The organism is Verrucomicrobiia bacterium, assembly GCA_035629175.1.
GTDB lineage: Bacteria > Verrucomicrobiota > Verrucomicrobiia > Limisphaerales > DASXHY01 > DASXHY01.
This window is the reverse complement of sequence record DASPIL010000044.1, coordinates 1-22,078: the sequence shown is the minus strand read 5'-3', so window position 1 is coordinate 22,078 and position 22,078 is coordinate 1. Positions and strand designations below refer to the sequence as shown.

Below are 22,078 nucleotides of genomic sequence, written 5' to 3'. Positions count from 1 at the left end.
CACGTTGCCGCGTTGGGAGGGCAGGACGCGGGGGAAGCTGAAGGCTGAACGATGAGGGCTGAAGTGGAGTTTTTTGATTTCATCGTCAGCTAAATTCCTTCAATGCGTAGTTTAATACCTAGTTGATTGGATAATACCTAGTTTCCAGTTTTCTCCCATCTCGCGCTCCGGCCAGTGCCAAGGGCTTTGACTTTTTTGGCTTTTTGCAGCCGGGCGAGAATCCGGCGGATCAAATCCAGACCGACGCCAGGACTTTCGGCCTGCAGGTCCGCCACGCGGAAGGTGCCAATCTGCCGGTCAATCGCCGCGAGCACAGCCTCCGTCTTTTCGCCCCGCGGGGACTTGAGGTGGCCGACACGTTGCTCAAATTCCTTGCATGCCTGCGTGAGGATGAAGAGCAGGAAATTCATGGTAGGCCAGGGATCGTGTTTGCCGTCGTGCCAGCGTTGCGAGCTTTGTTCGAGGACTTCGTAGTAGCGCTCTTTGTTCTCTTCGATGATTCGTTCCAGGCTGATATATCGGCCGACTTCGAGTCCACAATGGTAGCAGCCGAGCAGGAACAGCAAACGCGAGACGCGGCCATTGCCGTCGCGAAACGGGTGGATGCAGAGAAAATCCAGGTTCAGCGCCGCGACGAGCGCAAGCGGATGAATCCATTTCTCCACGAGGCCGCGCTGCCAAAGCTCAACCATTTCCGCCATCGCTGCCGGCGTTTGTTTGGCAGGAACAGATTTGAAACGGACCCGGCTCCGCCCATCAGCGTAGGTCTGGATGATGTCCCGTCTTTCTGCTTGTATCGGCCGGCGTCCCAGATTTCGCCCCGGCACAGTTTGTGGAGCCGCTGTATCGTCGCCTCGGAAACGGGGAGCTTCGCGCCGGATTCATGGATGAGTTTCAGCGCGTCGCGGTAGCCGCGCACTTCTTCCTCGTCGCGGTCGCGCAATGCCGGCTTGCCGAACATAAGCGTGGCGACTCGGGATTGGTCTACCTCGACACCTTCAATGCGATTGGATGAAATGGCGCTTTCGATGAGCGCGTGCTCGCGCAGGACCTTGAGCTTTTGAGGCGATTGGCGGGTGAAGAGCTCGGACTTGCCCTTGGCCTCGCCGAGATCGGCGAGATACCAACCGGCGCGCGTCGGGATCGTCTTCGGCTCGGCGGCAAGTTGCCGGAGGGTCATCATGATCCAAAGGCTGAAAGCTGAAGGCTGAAGGATAAAGGGGAGTTTGCTTCGTTCATTCAGCGTAAAGCAGGGTTTGAAGTTGATTCACCGCCATCCGCAGTTCATTCGGGCCACCGAACACCTCCACGATTTCACCGACTGAACCATGCCGCGAGATCGGCGGCACTTTCAAAACATCCGGCAGCACGAACTGCAATTCTCCATCTGCCGCATACTTCTCAAGGAGCTCATTCAAAATCTCCCCCGCCTCGGGTTGCAGGTAGTTGAACATGGCCGCCTGTTGCTTCTTCACCCGGTCAGCGCGCGGACGGCGGGTCAAGATCGGAGCGTTGTAAGCCAGATGAGGGAGCAGGTGGAACGGGTCGGCATCAGGTTTCCCGGCTTGCAGGGCCAGAGTCTTGAAATCAATCCCAAGTTCAGCCAGTTGAGCGATGATTTCTGCGCGTTGTTTTGGATCACACCAGCCGGCGCGCAGTTGAACCGTGCTGGGACAGATGGAACGCACCTTGTCACCGGTGTATTCCGTTAGCTTTACCACACGTAGCTGTTTTCCGTCCGCGTCCAGCTCATAAACCAAGTCCGCCGCGATCTCGACCTGGCCGCCGTCAAAGTAGAACTTTCGACTCCTCTCCCTGGCCCTCTCCTCGGACGAGGAGGAGAGGGAATCTGTATGGGGCGACAAGCTTCGATTCCAACGTGAAGACCAGAGCTTCCAGCAGATTTGGAACGCTACAACCGTTTTGCCCGTGCCGGTGGCCATGGTGAGAAAAACGCGCTTCTCTCCTTGGATGATGGCCTGCACCGCGCGATTGATTGCAATCTGCTGATAATACCGCGGCTCCTTGCCTGTCGTGAGGTTCGGTGGAGTGAGAAGAGGCAACGCTGCCGTTTCGTCGGCTAGACCTTCACAGGCACTGAGGCGATCCCAAAGTTCTTCGGGCGCTGGGAACTCCGGACGCGTTCGCTCCAAGCCAGTGGTGAAATCGAATTCGATGATCTCCCGGCCGTTGCTGGCGTAGGCAAATTTCAGTTTGAGAATTTCGGCGTAGTCCTTGGCCTGCTGCAATCCGGTGGCAGCGGACTCGTTTTCAGGCTTCACTTCAACGACAGCCAGCCAGAGATCCTGAGATTTGCGAAGGATGTAATCAGCTCGCTTTCCTTTTTTCCGCACAGCCCGATTGCCGTGAACCACGATGCGACCATCCGTGAAACTGCGTTGCTCACTGATCTGGTCGTCCGACCAGCCGACCGCATAAAGCTTCGGCAGAATCAACGTTCGACACGTATCGGCGTTCGGTTGGCATGGACGAGTGGATCGAGGCACGAAGTCCTCGTGGTGGTCGAATGAATGCAGCTGGCCGATAAAGGCGAATGTGTCTGCCGAAAAAAGATATGAACCAATGCCCTGTGCCATAGATCCTTGGAGGCGGAAGCTAGGGTAAGTTCAACCGTATGAAAAGCCGAAAGAGCGCAAGAGCAGGATCTGAAAGCTCAGTGCGTCGCAGTCGAGGGGAGATCGCAGCCGTTCGAGGTTTACTGCGCACCCCATTCGACTCCCTCTCTTCCGCTCCGAGCGGAGGAGAGGGCTCGGGAGAGGAGGCGCGTTTCACTTCGGATCACACGACAGGCAGCGAAAATCAGAGCACCCTCTCCCCCGGCCCCTCTCCCGCTCCTGCGTCGCAGGCGAGGGGAGAAAGTGCCAATCGGGGCGAGAAAACAGGAACAGTGTAAAGGCGCGCCCGAGACAATGAATCCGACGAATGGCATATTGCCGACCCGGTAACCAATCGCTTAAATCCGCGTCATAACGAATCTCAAACATCCATGAAACGCAATCTCCTCATTGTTTTGAGCGCTGCCGCGCTTACAACCGGGTGCCAATCCGGTTCACACAGTTCAAACGCCGACTCCGCCACCCGCCACGATGCGGCAGGAGTCACAACGAGCGCCACCGCGGCCGCGCCTGCTCCAGCAGCCGCAGCCCGGCCGCCCGAAAACAAACCCGCCTTGCCCGCCATTCGAATCAATGCAGGCGCTGGCGCGCTCAAAGACGCGACTGGCGTTGAATGGCTTTCGGATACAGGCTTCGATGGCGGCGACGTCATTGAACGTCCCGAAATACCGATCGCGAACACGAAACAGCCGGAAATTTATCGTTCGGAACGGTATGCAATGGCAGGCTTCACCCAAAAACTCCCGAACGGCAAATACCAGGTGAAGCTCCATTTCTGTGAAACCTTCGAAGGGATTTCAGGCGCGGGCGAGCGTGTCTTCTCATTCGATGTCGAAGGAAAACCCTTCAAGGATTTTGATGTCTGGGCTAAATCCGGCGGCGGCGCCCGCGCCTACATCGAAACGGTTCCCGTGGAAATTGCCGATGGCGAATTGAACATCAAGTTCACCGCGCAATCTGAAAACCCGCAGATCAACGCGATCGAAATCCTCCCCGCGCAATAACGCGAACTCCGTCAGGAAGCCGCGATGTTTCGGCGGTCGCCAGGATTCGAACGGAAGAACTTGGCGGCCGCTTCCGTGCGGCAGCGCACGTGCAGCTTTTCGTAAATGTGCATGAGATGAGTGCGCACCGTTCCAAAGCTGATGTTCAACCGGGAGCCGATCTCCTTGTTGGAAAGTCCTTCGGCAAGCAACGCAAGAATTTCTGTTTCCCGCGCTGAAAGTTGCGCCGTCGGAGAAGCTTCCTCTGGATCATCGATGAATGAACGCACCACCATGCGTGCAATCTCACTCGTCATGGGCGCCCCGCCAGCGCGCACCTCTGCGATAGCAGCCAGGATGTCCTTCTCGTCCGACCGCTTCAACACGTAGCCGCACGCCCCCGCCTTCAGCGCCTGAAAGATCATTTTGATGTCCTTGTACACCGTCAGCATGATCACCTGGACACTGGGCACCATCTGCCGCAGCCGCGCTGTGCAGGCAATGCCTGATTCCCCGGGCAGATGAATATCCATGAGGACAACATCCGGTTTCACCGCTGGAATGCGCAGCAGGGCTTCTTCCGCGGATGAACATGAAGCCACCCATTGCAGTCCCGCAGTGCTGTCAATCAACGTCTGCAGGTACTCGCGCAACGTGGCGTTGTCTTCGACAATAGCGACCTTTGTCATTAAATCCTGACCTATATCCTGTCTTAATACTGCTGGCATGTCATCTGACAACCTTGCGGCCGTTTCGACAGGCTAGCCTAACGTTCGCCCGCAGGAATCCGACGAACGTCGTATTCGGCGTCACCCAGCCGGGGGAATCGACCCTGTGGATGCACCCAGGGGCAGGCGCAGTGTCACCGCAGTCCCTCCACCTTCCCGGGATTTCACGTCGCAAAGGCCGCCCAGTTCCTTCAAACGCGAGCAGAGATTTTTCAACCCATGGCCGTCGCGCCCTGCGAACCCGTTAATGCCCCTGCCATTGTCGCGGATATCCACTTCAAGATTCCCCTCTGCAATGGAAAGACAAAATTCAACCTCTGTTGCTTCGGCGTGGCGAACGATGTTGTTCAGCGACTCTTTGACAGCCATCAGCAGATCGTGCCGAACCCGCCCCTCGATGCGCACGTCTGGGAATTGAACCGGCACCCTGAAGCGGCAGGAAATGTTGGTGTGGCTGAAGAATTCGGCCGCATATCCGCTGAGATAATCCGCCAGCGATTGAAGTGAATTGTCCTCGGGATCAACCGCCCAGACGATGACGTCGAGCGCCGCAACCAGATTGCGGGCCTTGCCGCTGATGGTTTGGAACAGCGAAGCAGGATTCGCCTCCTCCCCGCGCCGAGCCTCGCCACCAAGGGCCTCCAGCGCTTTTTCCTCGCGCCTAAGGCCGGTGCTCGCGAGGGCGCTGATCTCCGTGAGGCTCGAACCCAGGTCGTCGTGCAGGTCGCGGGCGATCCGCGAACGCTCCGCTTCGAGCGCGTGCCGATGTTCAATGCGTTCGCGTTCGCGGATCTGGTGCTGCAGCTGGGTCGTGCGCTGTTCGACCAGGCGTCGCAATTGTTTGATCCAGATGGCGGTGAATGCCAGGGTCACGAGCAGCACTCCCACGACAGCCAGCAATCGGGGCAAGGTCCACCAGGGCGGTTGCGACAACACCACCACGTCCCGCGCGGAATTGAGCATCAGCGCGAACGAGTCGGATTCGTGGCCCGCGCCCAGGTTGCGGCCGCGCCCCGCATACACGCCATCCAATGAAAGCCTGCTGCCTGGCCGCAGCGATAATTCCGTTCCAGCGCGGGGAGCGAAGCGCGCATGATACAAACTGGAGCCAGACTGCATTTCCAGAACCGGCGAGCCCTGCTCCGTGTGCCAGCCCAGCAACTTGCCTTCAATTCGAACGCGGATGGAATCCAGGCCTTCAGCAGGCAGCTCCGTTTCTGCCAGCAGTCGCGGCTTGGGCAATGGCCCTTCGCCCGTTTTGCGCAGCACCGCTTCACGCAGCAGCAATGCCGTGCGGCCAATGTCTGGATATCCGACCGCCTCCACAATATCGCCGGGGCGCAGGTAGGTTCGCTCCGCGAGGAGCAGCCGAATTCCCACGCCATCCTCCTGCAGCCATGCCTGCGAACCAGCGGCATGAACAACCACGCCGCGCACCTTCACGCGGCGAAAGGGGGTCGCCTGCGCATCGAACAACAGGAGATCACGGGGCGTTTTGGAAGCCGCGTCAAAAAGGTCATCGGGCGCGGAGGCATCCACAGCGATCGCTGCGTTTCGCATCAGAACGGTTCCCACAGTCACTTCCCGCGAGTCCGGATTCCAGACCGCGTAGAGAACGCCGCGAATCCGCGCAACCGAGCTTTGAAACGGCGCGAGCTGGGATTCGTAGTAGTCATCCATCTGGACATCGAGCCGTCCCTCGGGCAGAAGCAGCGTAACCGTGTTGCTTTGAACCGCAGTGACCAATCCGTGCAATTCCGCCCACTGCACGTCCATCCTCCCCGTAAGCAACTCATTCCAGGTCGGCCGCACAGGCTCCGGCAAGCAGCCGCCGCCCAGCACCACCACCTTGCTGGCAACGATGATCGGCGCAAAATCACCCGCCTCGCTGTGACCCTCCACCTCAATCAGGTCACCAAACGAAGGCGGGACGTTCGTGAGCGCCGGGATTTGAACGAAGATCCCGCGAGTGTCGTCCTGCAGGGATATTCTCCGCTCGAAAAAGGACGTCCTGATTTCCGTCACAACACCGCGAACCCGCACCGGAATCGCTCGCCGCGCCACGTCGAGCGGGAGACTTTGCACTGCGCCGACCGATGTGATGACACTCGGCGGATGCCGGCGATTCGGAGTTCGGCCGATCTCAATATGCCCGGAATCGACGACGAAAACACGCCCAAGCAGTGTGCGTTGGTCGCGCGTCATCACCCCGCGAGCGACGCCTGTCACCCGCACCTCGGCATTCCTCAATTTCGACACGTCCAAACCCTCTGCATCCGCCACCTGAGCCAGAATGACATCGCGATCAGAACGCAGCTCAAACACAAGTCCTCTCGCCTGCTGCGAAACAAAGCCGACGCGCCCTTCAATGGTCGCCCATTTTCGGTGCGTCAATGACTCCATCGGCTCTTCCGGAAATGCGCGTTTCGCTTTCGGCACCTCGGCAGTTCCAAGCCGAACAATCGGCAGCCGTGGGTCGCCGATGTACAACAGGCTTCCATCATCGGATCGAACGGTGAATGAATATTGGCCGTCCTCCAGCGCTTTGAAGAAACCGCTGAAACGCATTCCGGTCATCTCATCACGCGTGGTGAAATCCAGGCTGAAGTCCGGCACAATCTCCGTCTTCACAGGAACCAGCAAATCAAAGTTCGGCATCGACTCCCAATAGCCCTCGAAGTGTTCAACGCGCAGCCCGGGTGCATAATTTGTGCGGCCGGATTCGTCGACGATGGCATGCCACAAATCCGCTGGATCGACTGCCTGCGGCGGGCGGTTGGAAATTCCGAACGACACCTCGAGGTTGGATTCGCGGAGGTTGTTGAACCATTCCAGGCGGATCGGATGCAGCCCTTCCTTCAATGGCACACGCCCAAGCCATGTGCGATGGATGTGAATGCCGTCATTGTCCACGAGCGGGCCGGCGGCGAGTTCGATGCCCATCGGCCTTCGGCGCAGGAGGGAATGATAACCTTCGATGAGCAAGCGTTCTCCGGGTCGAAGTGCGTCCCGAAACCGGCCCACCTCGAGAAGCTCCACACCTGAACTGTCCTCCACGATCAGAACACCGATCTCAGGGCGGCTCGCCGCGCAGACCACAACTTCGAGCCGCACGTTTCGGAAAATGCGTTCTTCCGAACTGAGGGCGGTCGTGAGCTGTTGCAGGTTGGTAATGATTTGGGCTTCAACAGACTGGGCGAACGTGAAACCGAGCAGCGCCAGCACCATGGACGCAAACGGAAAAACTCCCGCCAACCGGACCCGATGTCGGGGATCGATCATGTCTCAGCTTACCCGAAAGGAATTCGAAGCTGCAACCATCGTGCCTCGCGTGCCCATGCGTTCGTCTCCCTCTTTTCGGCTTCGAGCCGAGGAGAGGGCTGGGGAGAGGAGGCGCGTTTGAGCTTGGGACCGACGTCACGCTGTAGAAGGAATCAGCGCACCCTCTCCCCCGGCCCCTCTCCCGCTCCTGCGTCGCAGGCGAGGGGAGAAAATCAGTCTGAAAACGAGCGCCCTGATTTGCGTGTAAAGCCCCATTCAACTCCCTCTCTTCCGCTCCGAGCGGAGGAGAGGGCCGGGGAGAGGAGGCGCGTTTGACTTGGGATAGCACGACAGTAGGGGAAAAAATCAGAGCACCCTCTCCCCCACCCGTCTCCCGCTCCTGCGTCGCAGGTGAGGGGAGAAGAATGCAGCCTGAGACCAGCGCCTTAATATGCGCCTGTCCATTCCCATCCCGACTCCCTCTCTTCCGCTCCGAGCGGAGGAGAGGGCTGGGGAGAGGAGGCGCGTTTGACTTTGATACACGATGAGCAGGGACGAAATCAGATTACCCCCGCCCCTCCTCGCATACGACGTATGTCGGATGGCTGGCAGCGACGCGATTCCGCTAGTTTCCCCCTTCGCATGAAGCTCAGCGCACCGACACTCTGTACCGCCGTGACTACGAGGTCTCTGCCGAGTGCTCATTCGCTACCCATCATAACCGCGCTTCTCCTTTGCTGTTTCCCAACGACAACTCGCGCCGCGCTTGCATCTTTTGAGTCTGAATCGGGGACGCTCGGCGCGGATTGGACCCTGAACAATTCCGGCACGCCCACCTATATTACCGTCGCAACAGATGGAGCCGGCAACCAACCCGGCACCGCCGCCCGCGTGGCAAGTTACACCGTCACATTCCCCGAGCCAGGCCTCTACCACCTCTACGCACGGCTCAGAACCGGATTCGGCGCGTTCAACGACGACAGCATGTTTTTGGCTTCCAGCTTCGGCAGCAAATCGCCCACATCGAACTTTGACTGGATCCTCGTAAACGGCCTCGCAGGTGCAGGGTTCAACAACGACGCGCAAGTCGTCACGGGCGGCGGATCGGTGGGAAATGGCGTGTGGAAGTGGATCAACCTGTCCCAGTTCACCAGCCACGCCGGTTTTACTGTTGGCGCGGGAAGCCTCACCCAAACGTTCCAGATTGGCGCGCGCGAAAACGGCCTGGACCTCGACAAATTCGCGTTCGGAAATGCAAGTGCCTCCTTCACCGTTGCCGACCTGGATAGCGGAACCGCATCCAACCCGCCGCCAATGACAAACACCTTCAACGGCCCGGATGGAATCGCACTGCATCGATTCAGCCCGGCCGCGAACGGCAGCAATGCCGAAGGAGCCAACCCAGCGGCGGCAGTCATCGTGGTGGATGATCGTGTGTATGGCACCACCTTGAACGGCGGCGTCAACGGTGCTGGCACAGTCTTTCAGATGCGCACCGATGGCTCGAACATGGTTGCTGTTCGGTCGTTCGCAGCGGCGCCTGACGCCAGCCATTCGCAGGCCGCTCTCGGGATTTCAGGAAACGCACTCTTCGGAACAAGTCTCGCAGGCGGCAACAACGGCGCAGGCACAGTATTCCGAATGGAAACCAACGGCAGCGTTTCCGTCCTGCGCCACTTTGCAACCATCGATCCGCACACCGCGACGAACTTTGGCGGCGCAAGCCCGTCCAGTGCGTTGGTCGAGGCCGGCGGGAGGTTCTATGGAACGGCAACCGCTGGCGGCGCAGCGGCAAATGGAACGATCTTTTCGGTTGCGACAAATGGAACCGGATTTTCAGTGCTGCGCAACTTCAGCGGCCTGGATGCGCAGTCAGGCACGAACACGGACGGAGCAATCCCGGCGGGCGGATTGATCGCGGATGGCGGGGTTCTATACGGCACGACTGCCGCCGGAGGGCCGGGCGGAAGTGGAACTGTTTTTTCCATCCGCACGAACGGCGCCGATTTTACAACACTCCATGGCTTTTCAGCGCCTGACCCGGCGACACTGACCAACATCGACGGCGCCATGCCCTGCGGACGGCTGGTTCTCTCCGACGGAACACTCTACGGCACCACGTTCAGTGGAGGACACGGCGGGCGCGGCACTCTCTTCTCGATGCAGACGAATGGAAACGACTTCACCGTGTTGCATCATTTTTCTGCACTGGATCCTGAAAGCCGAACGAACTCCGGGGGCGCGTCTCCGGGCGCGGGATTGACGCTCTCCGGCAACGTTCTATATGGAACGGCGCCGCTCGGTGGCCCAGGCGGAGCCGGCACGATTTTCAGCTTTCACTTGAACTCGACGCAGTTTACGAAACTCCACGCCTTTGCAGCGGTGTCGTCCAATGGCACGAATGCACACGGAGCCTTTCCAGTAGCGCCAGTGGTGCGTGCAGGCAGTGCGTTGTTTGGCACGGCTTTCAGCGGCGGCCCGGGCGGCAGCGGCACTGTGTTCAGGATTCCGTTGGCGGCAAATCCTGCTGTCATAACGAACGTGATGCTGCAGACAAACGGAACGTTCACCGTACACTTCACCGGCGATGCCGATTCCACAAATGTGATTCAATCCACCACCAGTTTGAATCCTCCTGTCACCTGGCAAAACGTTTCGACGAACGTGGCCAATGCGGACGGTGCCTGGGACTTTGCGGAGACAAACGACGGCGCCGTTCGTTTTTATCGTTCCTTTACACAATGATGTCCCTGCCCTCCTCAATTTCAACCTCACGCATGAAGAATTTCCATTTCACCCGAATCGTTTCGTCCATCGCATTGCTCGGGCTTGTACCCAGCGTTGTCGCCGATTACCCGATCGTTTCGCATCGATATCTGGCGGATCCAACCTCGCTCGTCACAAGCAATCGCGTCTACATCTACTGCTCCAACGACGACGAAAGCCCTGTCGAAGGCAGCTATAACATTCCGAATGTGATCTGCGTATCGAGCAGCGACATGAAGAACTGGACCGATCACGGGTCGGTATTTCGCGCGGCGGACAGCACGAAGTGGGCGAAGAAGACGTGGGCGCCCGCGGCGATTGAACGCGACGGAAAATTCTTTCTCTACTTCGGGAACGGCGGCGCCAACATCGGCGTTGCCACTGCGCCCACCCCGATCGGACCGTTCACCGATCCCCTGGGCACGCATCTCATCAATTCCCGCACGCCCGGCGTTCAACCCGCAACCAACATGTGGCTGTTCGATCCAGGCGTATTCATCGACGACGACGGACAGGCGTATCTGTATTTCGGCGGCAACGGCGACCACAACGTCCGCATAGCAAAATTGAAGCGGGACATGATCAGCCTCGATGGCGAGGTCATGAAGATGAGCGCCACGAACTTTTTCGAAGCCGCGTGGGTGCACAAGCGAAACGGCATTTACTACTTCTCCTACTCCACAACACCCAGGGCGCAGATGCGTTTCGATTACCTGACCAGCGATAATCCGACGACAGGATTTGTTTACGGCGGGGTGGTTTCAGATCAGCCGCCGCTCAACAACAACAATCACCACGCCGCGAACTTTGAATTCAAGGGCCAATGGTACCACGTTTACCACAACCGTATCGTCGCGCGTCAGGCAGGAATCCCCGCGGGATTTCGCCGCAATCTCGCCATCGAGGAGTTGTTCCATAATCCCGACAACACGATCCAGAAGGTGAAGTATACAACCAATGGCGTGAACCAGGTGGGCCGCGTGAATCCTTTTTCGCGCTTCGAAGCGGAAACGTTTTTCGCGCAGCACGGCGTTGAAACCGAACCCTGCCCGGCGGGAGGCATGCAACTGGCCGATCTTCACAACGGCGATTGGGTGAAGGTGGCCGGTGTCGATTTTGCACAAGGCGCCCGCAAGTTCAGCGCGCAAGTAGCGAGCGCAGATGAGGCCGCAACCATCGAGTTGCGCCTGGGAAGCCCAGACGGAAAACTCGTCGGCACCTGCAAGGTCGGGAACACGGGCGGTGCGCAGGCTTGGAAAACCGTTTCGTGCGAAGTCTCCGAGGCAAGCGGTGTCCACGATCTCTGCCTCAGGTTCGTCGGCGGCGAAAAACCGCTGTTGAATATGGACTATTGGAAGTTCGAATAATGCGTTATTCGTGGACCCGTTATGCGACTGCACCCATTGAAAGATCTGCTCTGGTCCGCTTCGACGCTGGCATTCCTGGCCCAAACCGCCATTGGCGCCCCGCTTGCCGTTGAGCCGAAGACTCCTGCACGGCTGACGCCGCTTTCGTCAGTGCGCCTTCTCGACGAGGGACCGTTTGCAGCAGCGGTGAACGCCAATCGCGCTTACCTGCTTGCGATGGATCCCGACCGGCTCCTTGCGCCGTTCTTCCGCGAGGCGGGTCTTGAACCGAAGTCGCCTCCCTACGGAAACTGGGAAAGCAGCGGCCTCGGCGGCCACACAGCTGGCCACTACCTTTCCGCTCTTTCCACAATGATCGCATCAGGCGCGGATGCTCCCGGCCGCGAACTGCAACGCCGCCTGGAATACATGGTCGCTGAGCTCGACCGCTGCCAGCAACACAGTGCTGATGGTTACATCGGCGGAGTCCCTGGCGGCCGCGCGATTTGGAACGACATCGCGAACGGCCGCCTGCAGGCCAATGGCTTCGGCCTGAACGGCAAGTGGGTTCCGTGGTATAACCTGCACAAGACCTTCGCCGGGCTCCGCGACGCTTACGTCGTTGCAGGCAACGAGACCGCGCGCAAAGTTCTCGTGCGTTATGGCGAATGGTGCGAGCAACTGATCTCCAAGTTGAGCGACGAACAAATGCAGGACATGCTGCGCGCTGAGCACGGCGGAATGAACGAGGTGCTGGCCGACATCCATGCAATCACGGGAGATGAAAAATTCCTTCGCGCTGCCCGGCGCTTCTCGCATCAGGCTGTGCTTGAACCGTTGCAACGCCAGGAGGACCGGCTCACGGGCCTGCACGCCAACACGCAAATTCCAAAGGTCATAGGATTGGCACGGATCGCCACGTTGATGGACGATCGCAAGGCGAATGCCGGCGCGCGCTTTTTCTGGGACAACGTGGCGACCAAGCGAAGTCTCGCATTTGGCGGCAACAGCGTTTCGGAACACTTCAATGACACCAAAGATTTCAGCGGCATGCTGGAACATCGCGAAGGGCCCGAGACCTGCAACACTTACAACATGCTCCGCCTCACCGAGCAGCTCTTCGCGACCGAACCCGCCGCGCGCTACACGGACTTTTACGAGCGCGCGCTTTACAACCATATTCTTGCCTCGATCCATCCCGATCGGCCCGGCTTCGTTTACTTCACCCCGATTCGCCCACAGCACTACCGCGTCTATTCGCATCCGGACAAAGGGTTTTGGTGCTGCGTCGGCAGTGGCATTGAGAATCCCGGGAAATATGGCGCGTTCATCTACGCGGATTCCACCAACGGCCTTTACGTGAATCTGTTCATCCCGTCCGAGATCACGGCCACGAACCTCGGGCTGACGCTGCGCCAGGAAACGGGCTTTCCGGATCAACCACGCACCACACTCGCGCTGAAGCTTCGCGAATCGTCCGAGTTCTCGCTTCACCTGCGACACCCTGGTTGGGTCGCGGAAGGCGAATTCGCGGTGCGCGTGAACGGCAAGCCCGTCACGGTTCGTTCAACGCCATCCTCCTATTTCGAACTGCGGCGCGTCTGGAGCGATGGGGATCGTGTCGAGATCGAGCTCCCCATGCGCACCACAGTGGAACGTCTCCCCGACGGATCCGATTGGGCTGCGATTCTCCACGGGCCAATCGTGCTGGCCTCTCCTTCGGGCACCAACGATCTCGCAGGCCTTGTTGCGAACGACAGCCGCATGGGTCACGTGGCATCGGGACCGCTCATTCCGCTCGATCGCGCACCCGTTCTGCTGGCAAGCGCGCGTGAGGTTCCACAGCATGTGAAACCCGTTCCCGCCGCAAAGGAGCTTCGATTCAAACTCGTCGATATCGTTGAGCCGCCGGCGCCCGGCGGCCTTCCGCTCATCCCGTTCTTCCGGCTGCACGACGCGCGCTACCAGATGTACTGGCAATTAACCACGAAGCAGCAACTGGCTGCGCGGCGCGAACAGCTCGCTGCCGAGGAACGGGCCCGAGCCGCGCGCGAGGCAAACACTCTGGATCGTGTCGCGGTCGGCGAACAGCAGCCCGAAGTGGAACACGATTTTGCAGGCGAAAGGACCGACACGGGATTGCGCAACAATCGCCGCTGGCGGCGCGGCGAATGGTTTCAATACACGCTCAACCCGCGCGGCGAAAAGAATGTGCAATTGGAGGTCACTTACGGGAGCGGCGATACGAACCGCGCGTTCGAAGTGCTGGCCAACGGCGAACCGCTGACGGCCATCCAAACGCCCTCTCAGCGGTCCGCTCAATCCGTTGAGCAACGTTATTCCATTCCGCCCGCGCTCCTTTCCCGCGCCGCCGATGGCCGCGTCACCATCAAATTCGCAGCGCGACCCGGCACACGCGTGCCGCCTGTGTACGACGTGCGACTGATGAAGGGAGATTCCGAGTGAACCGGCCTTTCCAACGTACTGCGGGTTCTTCGTGTTCGTTCTAAGAAACAACGGCCTGCCTAAATCACCATCAAACCATGCGCTCCCCTGCATCGTCCAAGTTCAACGTTTTGAAATCAGCGGCCACGCTTGTCGCGTTGGTGGCCGCCCTAAATCAATCAGGCGCGGCGGATGGCCGATGGGTAACGACGTGGGCAACCGCCCCGCAACTCACTGAACCTGGAAATCTCCCGCCAGTGCCGCTGGCCCACAGCACGCTTCGACAGTTTGTTCGTGTGAGCATCGGCGGCACGCAGGTTCGCGTCCGCTTCTCCAATGCATACGGCACCGATCCCGTGGTCATCAATGCCGCGCGCATTGCGCTCGCGCCCAGCACCGCCAGCGGCGGAAATGGCGACATCATTACAAACTCCCAGACGCCGCTCACATTCCGCGGCGCTCCCGGCGCAGTCGTCCCCCGCGGACAGGTCGTGTATTCGGATCCCGTTGATTTCGTTCTGCCAGCTCTCACCAACGTTGCGATCAGCACGTTCTTTGGTGACATTTCCGCCACCACGATCAACGGCCACCCTGGTTCTCGCACCACGTCATTCATCCAGGCCGGCGATTCTCTGTCCGCACCCAGCATGCCCGGTGCAAGCAAGACGAGGCATTGGTACATCATCACTGGCCTTGAAATCCTGGGGAGCAGCTCGAATCGGGCAGTCGTCGTGCTGGGAGATTCGCTCACCGACGGACGCGGTTCCACTGACGACGGAAACAATCGCTGGCCCGACAAGCTCGCCGAACGTTTGCTGGCCCATGAACCGACTTCCGGCGTGGGCGTTGTTAACATGGGAATTGGCGGCAATGCGATCTTCGGCGGGCTTGGACCGTCCGCGGTAAACCGCTTCGACCGCGACGTCCTGGACCAGAAAGGCGTCCGCTACCTGATTGTGTTTGAAGGCGTGAATGACATCGGCAGCGGCGCGAGCAGCATGACGACCGCGACAAACCTCATCAACGCCTACACTGAGTTTGCCAACAAGGCCCGTTCGCGAAATATCCGCGCATACGGCGCGACCATCACACCCTTTGGGGGAAGCGGTTATTACAGCACCCTGCATGAGCAGGAACGGCAGTTCGTCAACGCGTGGTTCCGGACCAATACGGTTTTCGATGGTGTCATTGATCTTGATGCCGCAGTCCGCGATCCAGCGGACCCTTCGAAGTTCAAGGCAGAGTTTTATCCGGGTGTGAACGCAAACGACTGGCTGCATTTGAATACGGCGGGTTATAAGGCTCTGGCCGACGCGATCGACCTGAATTTGTTCACGGAATAGCAGCGAGCACCGCCCGGACGGGAGCATTCACTCATCGTGCCCATGAATAGCGTACCTGAACCATGAAAAGCCTCCGCTCCCTTCCGCTCGGCATGTGCTCCTTCAAAATCGGCTTCATCCTTGCAGTGTGCCTCTTTGCGGAAGAAATCGCGGAATCGGCACCTGGACAAGTAGCCGCACCACACCAGCGCATTTCCATCAACGAAGACTGGCGGTTCACGATGGGTGATCCGGATGGCGATTCTACAGGTTTGATTTATGACGTGCGTCCCGAGGTAGCGGACCGCCAGGATGACAAGGCGGCTGACAGTCAACCGACCGAGGCGGAGAGAATTGCCGCGACCAACAAAGTCGTGCTCAAGCCTTGGATTCTCCCAACGGGAAATGCGTTTCTGAAGGATCAATCGAAACGCCACGCGCGCCCGCAAGGCGAACCACCGCGACAAGTGGCTTACACGAGTTCGACCTTCGACGATAGCTCATGGCAAAAACTCAACCTGCCGCATGACTGGGCAATCCAGGGCCCGTTCAATTCCAATCGCGCCAACGGCGTCGGCGGCGGGATGGGCCGATTGCCAAGCCCCGGCGTCGCTTGGTATCGCAAGAAGCTCGACATTCCCGTCAGCAGTGCGGGCAAATCTGTTTTCCTCGATGTCGACGGCGCCATGTCATACGCAACCGTTTGGTTGAACGGGAACCTCGTCGGCGGCTGGCCGTATGGCTACGCGTCATGGCGGGTCGACCTCACGCCCTGCGTCAAACCCGGCGGTGAAAACCAACTCGCGATACGCCTCGATAATCCATCGGACTCGTCCCGATGGTATCCCGGCGGCGGCCTCTATCGGAATGTCTGGCTCACCACGACTCATCCGATCCACGTCGGCCAATGGGGAACGTATGTAACGACGCCTGAAGTATCACGAGAGCGCGCGACTGTGAACTTGCAAGTCACGGTTGACAACAACGGCAAGCAACCGTCGAAGGTTGAAGTAACAACGGAATTCTTCGCGCTGGATGAAAACGGAAAAATCACGGGAAAAGCCGTCGCAACGGCCGCCCCGGCGCAGGTTCCGATTGCCGCCGGGGAAAGTGCTCTCGTCGAGCAGAAAGCCGTTTTCAGGAATCCCAGACTCTGGGGCCCGCCACCGTCGCAGCAGCCGAATCGGTACGCTGCGTTAACTGCGATTGCTGTGGACGGACGGCTCGTCGATAGCTACGAAACACGCTTCGGCATTCGTGAGATTCGCTTCGATTCCAAGCAGGGAATCTTCGTGAACGGCGAGCGCATTCCGATTCGCGGTGTGAACCAGCATCACGACCTTGGAGCGCTGGGCGCAGCTTACAACCACCGCGCGGCGCAACGCCAGCTGGAGATGCTTCGCGAACTGGGCTGCAATGCGGTTCGCATGAGCCACAACCCGCCCACGCCGGAATTGCTCGAGTTGACGGACGCGATGGGATTCCTGGTCGTTGACGAAATCTTTGATTGTTGGGAGCGCAAGAAAACCCCGCTGGATTTTCACCTGATCTTTCCCGAATGGCATGAGCAGGACTTGCGGGCATTCATCCGCCGTGATCGCAATCATCCATCCGTCATACTGTGGAGCATCGGCAACGAAGTCGGCGAGCAGTACACCGGCGATGAAGGCGCCGCGGTTGCAAAGCGTCTTCACGACATCGCAAAGGATGAAGATCCCACGCGTCCCACCACGACGGCGATGAATTATGCGAAGCCCAGCATGCCTCTGCCTCGCGTGGTCGATGTCATCAACTTGAATTACCAGGGCGAAGGAATTCGCGACACGCCCGCCCACGCGGAACTCAGGGGCATCCGCACACCGCCGCAATACACCGCCTTTCACGAAGCGTTTCCGGACAAAGTCATCATCAGCAGCGAGACCGCGGCTGCGCTGAGCTCGCGCGGGACATATTTGTTTCCCGTCACCGATGCGATCAGCGCGCCCGTGAAAAACGGGCTCGGCGGCGATTCCCGCAAGCAACACGTGAGCGCCTACGAACTGCACGCCACCGATTTCGGCTCATCCGCGGACAAGGTCTTTGCCGCGCAGGACAAACATCCGTTCGTAGCGGGAGAATTTGTCTGGAGCGGATGGGATTATCTGGGCGAGCCGACGCCTTACTACGGCGCCCGCAGTTCCTATTTCGGCATCATTGACCTCGCGGGATTCAAGAAGGATCGATTTTATCTGTATCAATCCCGCTGGCGGCCCGACCTTCGCTTCGCGCACATCCTGCCGCATTGGACCTGGCCTGAGCGCCTTGGGCAGGTGACGCCCGTTCACGTATTTGCTTCTGCCGATGAAGCCGAGCTCTTCCTGAACGGTGAATCAAAAGGCCGCAAAAAGAAGGGGCAATATGAGTATCGATTCCGCTGGGACGACGTCGTGTATCAGCCCGGCAAACTTCGCGTGGTCACTTACAAAGGCGGAAGGAAATGGGCAACAGCAGAGACGAAAACCGTTGGAGCACCTGCGAAGCTGACATTAAAACCGGACCGCACCCGAATCCTGTCGGACGGGAGCGATCTATCGTTCGTCACACTAACGATCACCGACGAAGACGGATCAATGGCGCCGAGTGCAGGCAACCGCATTCGTTTTGAAGTCGCGGGTCCGGGTGAAATTGTAGCGACGGACAATGGGGACCCCACGAGTTTTGAACCATTTCAATCGCCAGCCCGCAATGCGTTCAGCGGCGTTTGTCTGGCGATCATTCGCGGCAAACCGGGGCAGTCCGGCAGGATCACTCTGACCGCCAGGAGTGAAGGCCTAAAGCCCGCCACGACTCGCATCACGAGCCGAGCACCCTGACAGTCGCAAGGCGCGCGGCGTTCACGCCACTTCAACGTTCGCAAACATCACGCGTCGGCAATCGCCCACGCATCCGCAACCGTTCGCCACCAAACGGCCTGAAGGCACGCGCTCCTTCTAATCACAATATCGCAGTTCAATCCAAAACCGGCTTCCATTCACGCCATCCGATTCCACCCCGACCTTGCCGCCCATCTTCTCCATGGCTTTGCGGACGATCGTAAGCCCAATACCTGTTCCCTCGAATTTTCCCGGCGGATGGACCTGCTCAAACATGTTGAAGATCCGCTGCTGATGCTCGGGGTTCACGCCAATGCCATTGTCTTCAAACCAAACGCGCACATTCTTGCCTGCACGTTCGGAGCGGATACGAACGCGCGGCTTCACGCCGGACGCGACAAATTTCACGCCATTGTTCAAGAGGTTTGAAACGCACTGGCCCAAAGTGATTTCGTGCCCCAAGACCGCCGGCAGCGGGTCGACGATCTCTATGTCGGCCGCAGGCGGCTGCAGGCTTGTGTGCTGGTAGATCACATCGCGCACCAGGCGCTCGAGTTCAACCCGTTCCGGCTGCACATGCGAACGCGCAATGCGGCTATATGCCAGCACATCCTGCGTCAGCCGATTCATCCGATCCGTGCTTCGCTGGATCTTTTGGAGATAACCACGCGCGATGTCGTCCAGGTGATTGCCATAATCCTCCAGCAACACCCCGGCGTAAGCGTGCATTGCGCGGAGAGGCGCCCGCAAATCGTGCGAAACACTGTAGGAGAACTCTTCCATTTGCTCGACTGCCTCGCGCAACGACGCCGTCCGCTCGCTCACTGTGCGCTCCAGGATCTCCCGCGCGCGCACCTTGTCAGTAATGTCACGCGCCACCTTTGATGCACCTGTAATATTCCCGCGCGCATCCTTGATCGGCGAAACCGTCAGCGAAATATTCAAAGGCGTCCCATCCTTGCGGCAACGGACAGTCTCAAAATTCTCAATCGCCTCACCCGCGCGAATGCGATTTAAAATCCCGGGTTCCTCGTCATCGCGGCCGTTCGGAATGAGGATGTTGATCGGCTGCCCGACGGCCTCCTTTTCAAAATACCTAAAAAGCCGTTCAGCGCCGCGATTCCAGCTGCGGATGATGCCATCGAGATCCACGCTGAAGATTGCATCGTCGGAATGCTCCACGATTGCCGCCAGCCGTGCGGCGCCTTGCTGGGACTTCTTGTTCTGGATGGAGCTTGCGAGAACGTTTGCAATCGCCTGCAGGAACGCAACGTCATCCTCGGTGAAAACCCGCCGCTCCGTCGTGTGGGTCCCAATCACGCCCCACGACCGGCCGGGTTCGCCCATGATGATGCAACTCATGCCGCTGATCACACCATGCTCGTGCAGCAATGACGGACCATTGAAACGAGTTTCGGTGCGCAAATCTTCAACAACAACGGGCTCGTTCGAGAGCAATGTAAAGCCGGCCTGCGAATCCCGGCCAATGCTGACCGTGGCCTGCCCGACAAGTCCGTCTTTCCAACCCACACCTGATCGCAACAGCACGGCTTGCTGCTCCGGCAATAGCTCAAGGACCTTGCAATACGGCACATCAAGTGTGCGCGCCACCACTCCCACCGCGTAATCAAACAGCTTCTGCAATTCCGATTGCTTGAGTGCTGCGATCCCCAGTTCAGCGACGGCCCTCTGCTGGCGGGCACGCACGGCGAGGCTCTCCTCAGCGTGCTTGCGGCCGGTGATGTCTTGAACCACGCCGATCAAACGGAGCGGCGTCCCAAGCCCATCCTTGATCGCGGTGATCGTCGCAAGAGTCCAAATGACCGCGCCGTCCTTGCGAACGAAGCGCGTCTCGTACGAGTAATTCGATATCTCGCCATTGATCAACCGCGCCATTTTCTCGCGCGTTCTCGGACGATCATCAGGATGCGTGATGTCTGACACCGTGATGCGGCACAATTCATCCTTCGAGTACCCGAACAGTTCGGCGAACTTCTGGTTCATTTCGACGAAGCACCCGTCAAGGCTCGCCAGCGCAATTCCTACAGCAGCCTGGTTGAACGTCGCGCGCAACCGCTGCTCGCTTTCGCGCAGCGTTTCTTCGGCGCGTTTTCGTTCGTCGACCTCCGTCTCAAGCGCGCGAGCCTTCTGCTGCAGCATTGCGATTTCTCGAAGGCGGCCCTGCTCGTCACGTGAGAAGTAGCGCTCGGAGGGCAGCACGTGGGAGTGTTTTTCGCAGATCTTGCGGAGGCCGTCGCCATCCACGGTCTTCGTGAAGTCGTCCAGTGGATAGGCGCAGAACAGCGAGAATACATGTTCCTTGCCGAGATCATTCCAAAGTTCCTCGAGCCTGATCGCTGCGGGGCTGTTTCCATCGGCCCACAGGAGCGCTACCATTTCTCCAAACGCCCTAAGCCCGGGACGCCCTTTTCCGGCCTTCTGCACCAGGCGGCCGACCACCTTCTTGAAACGCGCTTGATCTGGCGCTCCATTCACCAGGAACTTTGCCATCACCCCGGCGGCGTCGAGTGCAACGTAGTTTCCGCGCGCTTCCAGTGCCGCCAGATCGAGCCCATTCGAAGTCAGCCGGCCCGCGATAGCTTTTCGATGTGCGGGCGTGGCTATGACGACTGCGGCTTCCCCTGCCCCCAAACCCGCGCCGATGAATTTGGCTACGGAATCCGCGAGGCCTTCTTGGTCCTCGTAGAATTGAACGAAGTGATCGCGCCCACCCGCATCGCAATGGTCATGGCTGCTTTCTATTTCACTGTTCGCCAGGAAACCATTTGTTTCCGCTGATGATTTTCCGAGGTTCGCCGCCGGGCGTGTCAATTTTACTTCGCTCATGGTCGCAGGGATCAGTTGGTGTATTTCACCGCCCGCCGGCTGCCACAAGCGAGAGAACGGAAAGCATAAAACAGAATCCCGTGTAGATCATGCATCGGACACCATGCCTCCTCGCAGTGGGTCTTAACCTACGCACGTCTTGGACCGCATCTTCCTCCCCTCGCCTGCGACGCAGGAGCGGGAGAGGGGCCGGGGGAGAGGGTGCTCTGATTCATTCTACAGCGTGATGTCATTTTCAGGGTTAAACGCTCCTCCTCTCCCCAGCCCTCTCCTCCGCTCCGAGCGGAAGAGAGGGAGCTAGGAATGACCTGCACAGGTAAGCATCTGGCCGCACGTCTTGGACTGCATCTTCCTCCCCTCGCCTGCGACGCAGGAGCGGGAGAGGGGCCGGGGGAGAGGGTGCTCTGATTCATTCTGCAGCGTGCCGTCGTTTTCAGGTTTAAACATTCCTCCTCTCCCCAGCCCTCTCCTCCGCTCCGAGCGGAAGAGAGGGAGCTTACGAATGACCCTGCACAGGTACGCATCTGGCCGCACGTCTTGAACTGCATCTTCCTCCCCTCGCCTGCGACGCAGGAGCGGGAGAGGGGCCCGGGAAGAGGGTGCTCTGATTCATTCTACAGCGTGCCGTCGTTTTCAGGTTTAAACATTCCTCCTCTCTCCAGCCCTCTCCTCCGCTCCGAGCGGAAGAGAGGGAGCTACGAATGACCCTGCACAGGTAAGCATCTGGCCGCACGTCTTAGGCTGCATCTTCCTCCCCTCGCCTGCGACGCAGGAGCGGGAGAGGGGCCGGGGGAGAGGGTGCTCTGATTCATTCTGCAGCGTGATGTCATTTTCAGGTTTAAACACTCCTCCTCTCCCCAGCCCTCTCCTCCGCTCCGAGCGGAAGAGAGGG

At 59.1% G+C, this 22,078-nt stretch carries 12 protein-coding genes; 6 read left to right on the top strand and 6 right to left on the bottom strand.

Annotated elements, in window-relative coordinates:
- Nucleotides 1–137: 137 nt before the first annotated feature.
- From VEH04_07305 to VEH04_07295, 3 genes are read right to left on the bottom strand one after another with little or no spacing between them, the layout of a single operon-like run.
- A complete protein-coding gene (locus VEH04_07305; GenBank protein ID HYG22572.1) occupies nt 138–701 on the bottom strand; it encodes a Fic family protein in 564 nt (187 codons plus the stop codon).
- A complete protein-coding gene (locus VEH04_07300) occupies nt 623–1,183 on the bottom strand; it encodes a hypothetical protein (protein ID HYG22571.1) in 561 nt (186 codons plus the stop codon). The genes VEH04_07305 and VEH04_07300 overlap by 79 nt, the downstream gene beginning before the upstream one ends.
- A 52-nt stretch (nt 1,184–1,235) precedes the next feature.
- Nucleotides 1,236–2,597 carry a type I restriction-modification enzyme R subunit C-terminal domain-containing protein gene (locus VEH04_07295; GenBank protein ID HYG22570.1) on the bottom strand — a complete coding sequence of 454 codons (1,362 nt, stop codon included), beginning with the start codon at nt 2,595–2,597 and terminating at the stop codon, nt 1,236–1,238.
- Nucleotides 2,598–3,007: 410 nt separating this feature from the next.
- Between VEH04_07295 and VEH04_07290 the strand changes: the two genes are divergently transcribed.
- Nucleotides 3,008–3,640 (top strand): malectin, encoded by a 633-nt coding sequence (locus VEH04_07290; protein HYG22569.1) that lies wholly within the window; start codon nt 3,008–3,010, stop codon nt 3,638–3,640.
- Between the two features lie 11 nt (nt 3,641–3,651).
- On the opposite strand, the gene VEH04_07285 is transcribed toward VEH04_07290, so the two are convergent.
- Together VEH04_07285 and VEH04_07280 are read right to left on the bottom strand one after the other, a co-directional pair.
- The gene (locus VEH04_07285; protein HYG22568.1) at nt 3,652–4,308 is read right to left on the bottom strand and encodes a response regulator transcription factor; all 657 of its coding nucleotides are present in this window, start codon (nt 4,306–4,308) and stop codon (nt 3,652–3,654) included.
- 120 nt (nt 4,309–4,428) lie between these two features.
- Nucleotides 4,429–7,629, bottom strand: coding sequence for an ATP-binding protein (locus tag VEH04_07280; protein HYG22567.1), 3,201 nt, complete (start codon nt 7,627–7,629; stop codon nt 4,429–4,431).
- Between the two features lie 654 nt (nt 7,630–8,283).
- On the opposite strand from VEH04_07280, the gene VEH04_07275 reads away from it, so the two are divergent.
- From VEH04_07275 to galB, 5 genes are all read left to right on the top strand, one after another.
- Nucleotides 8,284–10,353 carry a choice-of-anchor tandem repeat GloVer-containing protein gene (locus VEH04_07275; GenBank protein ID HYG22566.1) on the top strand — a complete coding sequence of 690 codons (2,070 nt, stop codon included), beginning with the start codon at nt 8,284–8,286 and terminating at the stop codon, nt 10,351–10,353.
- Nucleotides 10,354–10,385: 32 nt separating this feature from the next.
- On the top strand, nt 10,386–11,741 hold the full coding sequence (locus tag VEH04_07270; protein HYG22565.1) for a glycoside hydrolase family 43 protein: 1,356 nt from the start codon (nt 10,386–10,388) through the stop codon (nt 11,739–11,741).
- Nucleotides 11,742–11,762: 21 nt separating this feature from the next.
- The gene (locus tag VEH04_07265; GenBank protein HYG22564.1) at nt 11,763–14,186 is read left to right on the top strand and encodes a glycoside hydrolase family 127 protein; all 2,424 of its coding nucleotides are present in this window, start codon (nt 11,763–11,765) and stop codon (nt 14,184–14,186) included.
- 77 nt (nt 14,187–14,263) lie between these two features.
- Nucleotides 14,264–15,508, top strand: a complete 1,245-nt coding sequence (locus VEH04_07260) for an SGNH/GDSL hydrolase family protein (protein HYG22563.1) — start codon at nt 14,264–14,266, stop codon at nt 15,506–15,508.
- Between the two features lie 92 nt (nt 15,509–15,600).
- On the top strand, nt 15,601–18,339 hold the full coding sequence (galB, locus tag VEH04_07255) for a beta-galactosidase GalB (protein HYG22562.1): 2,739 nt from the start codon (nt 15,601–15,603) through the stop codon (nt 18,337–18,339).
- A 117-nt stretch (nt 18,340–18,456) separates the two neighbouring features.
- Here the strand turns inward: galB and VEH04_07250 are convergent, their stop codons facing one another.
- Entirely contained in the window at nt 18,457–21,186 is a 2,730-nt protein-coding gene (locus VEH04_07250; GenBank protein HYG22561.1) for a PAS domain S-box protein, read from the bottom strand.
- Nucleotides 21,187–22,078 lie beyond the last annotated feature (892 nt).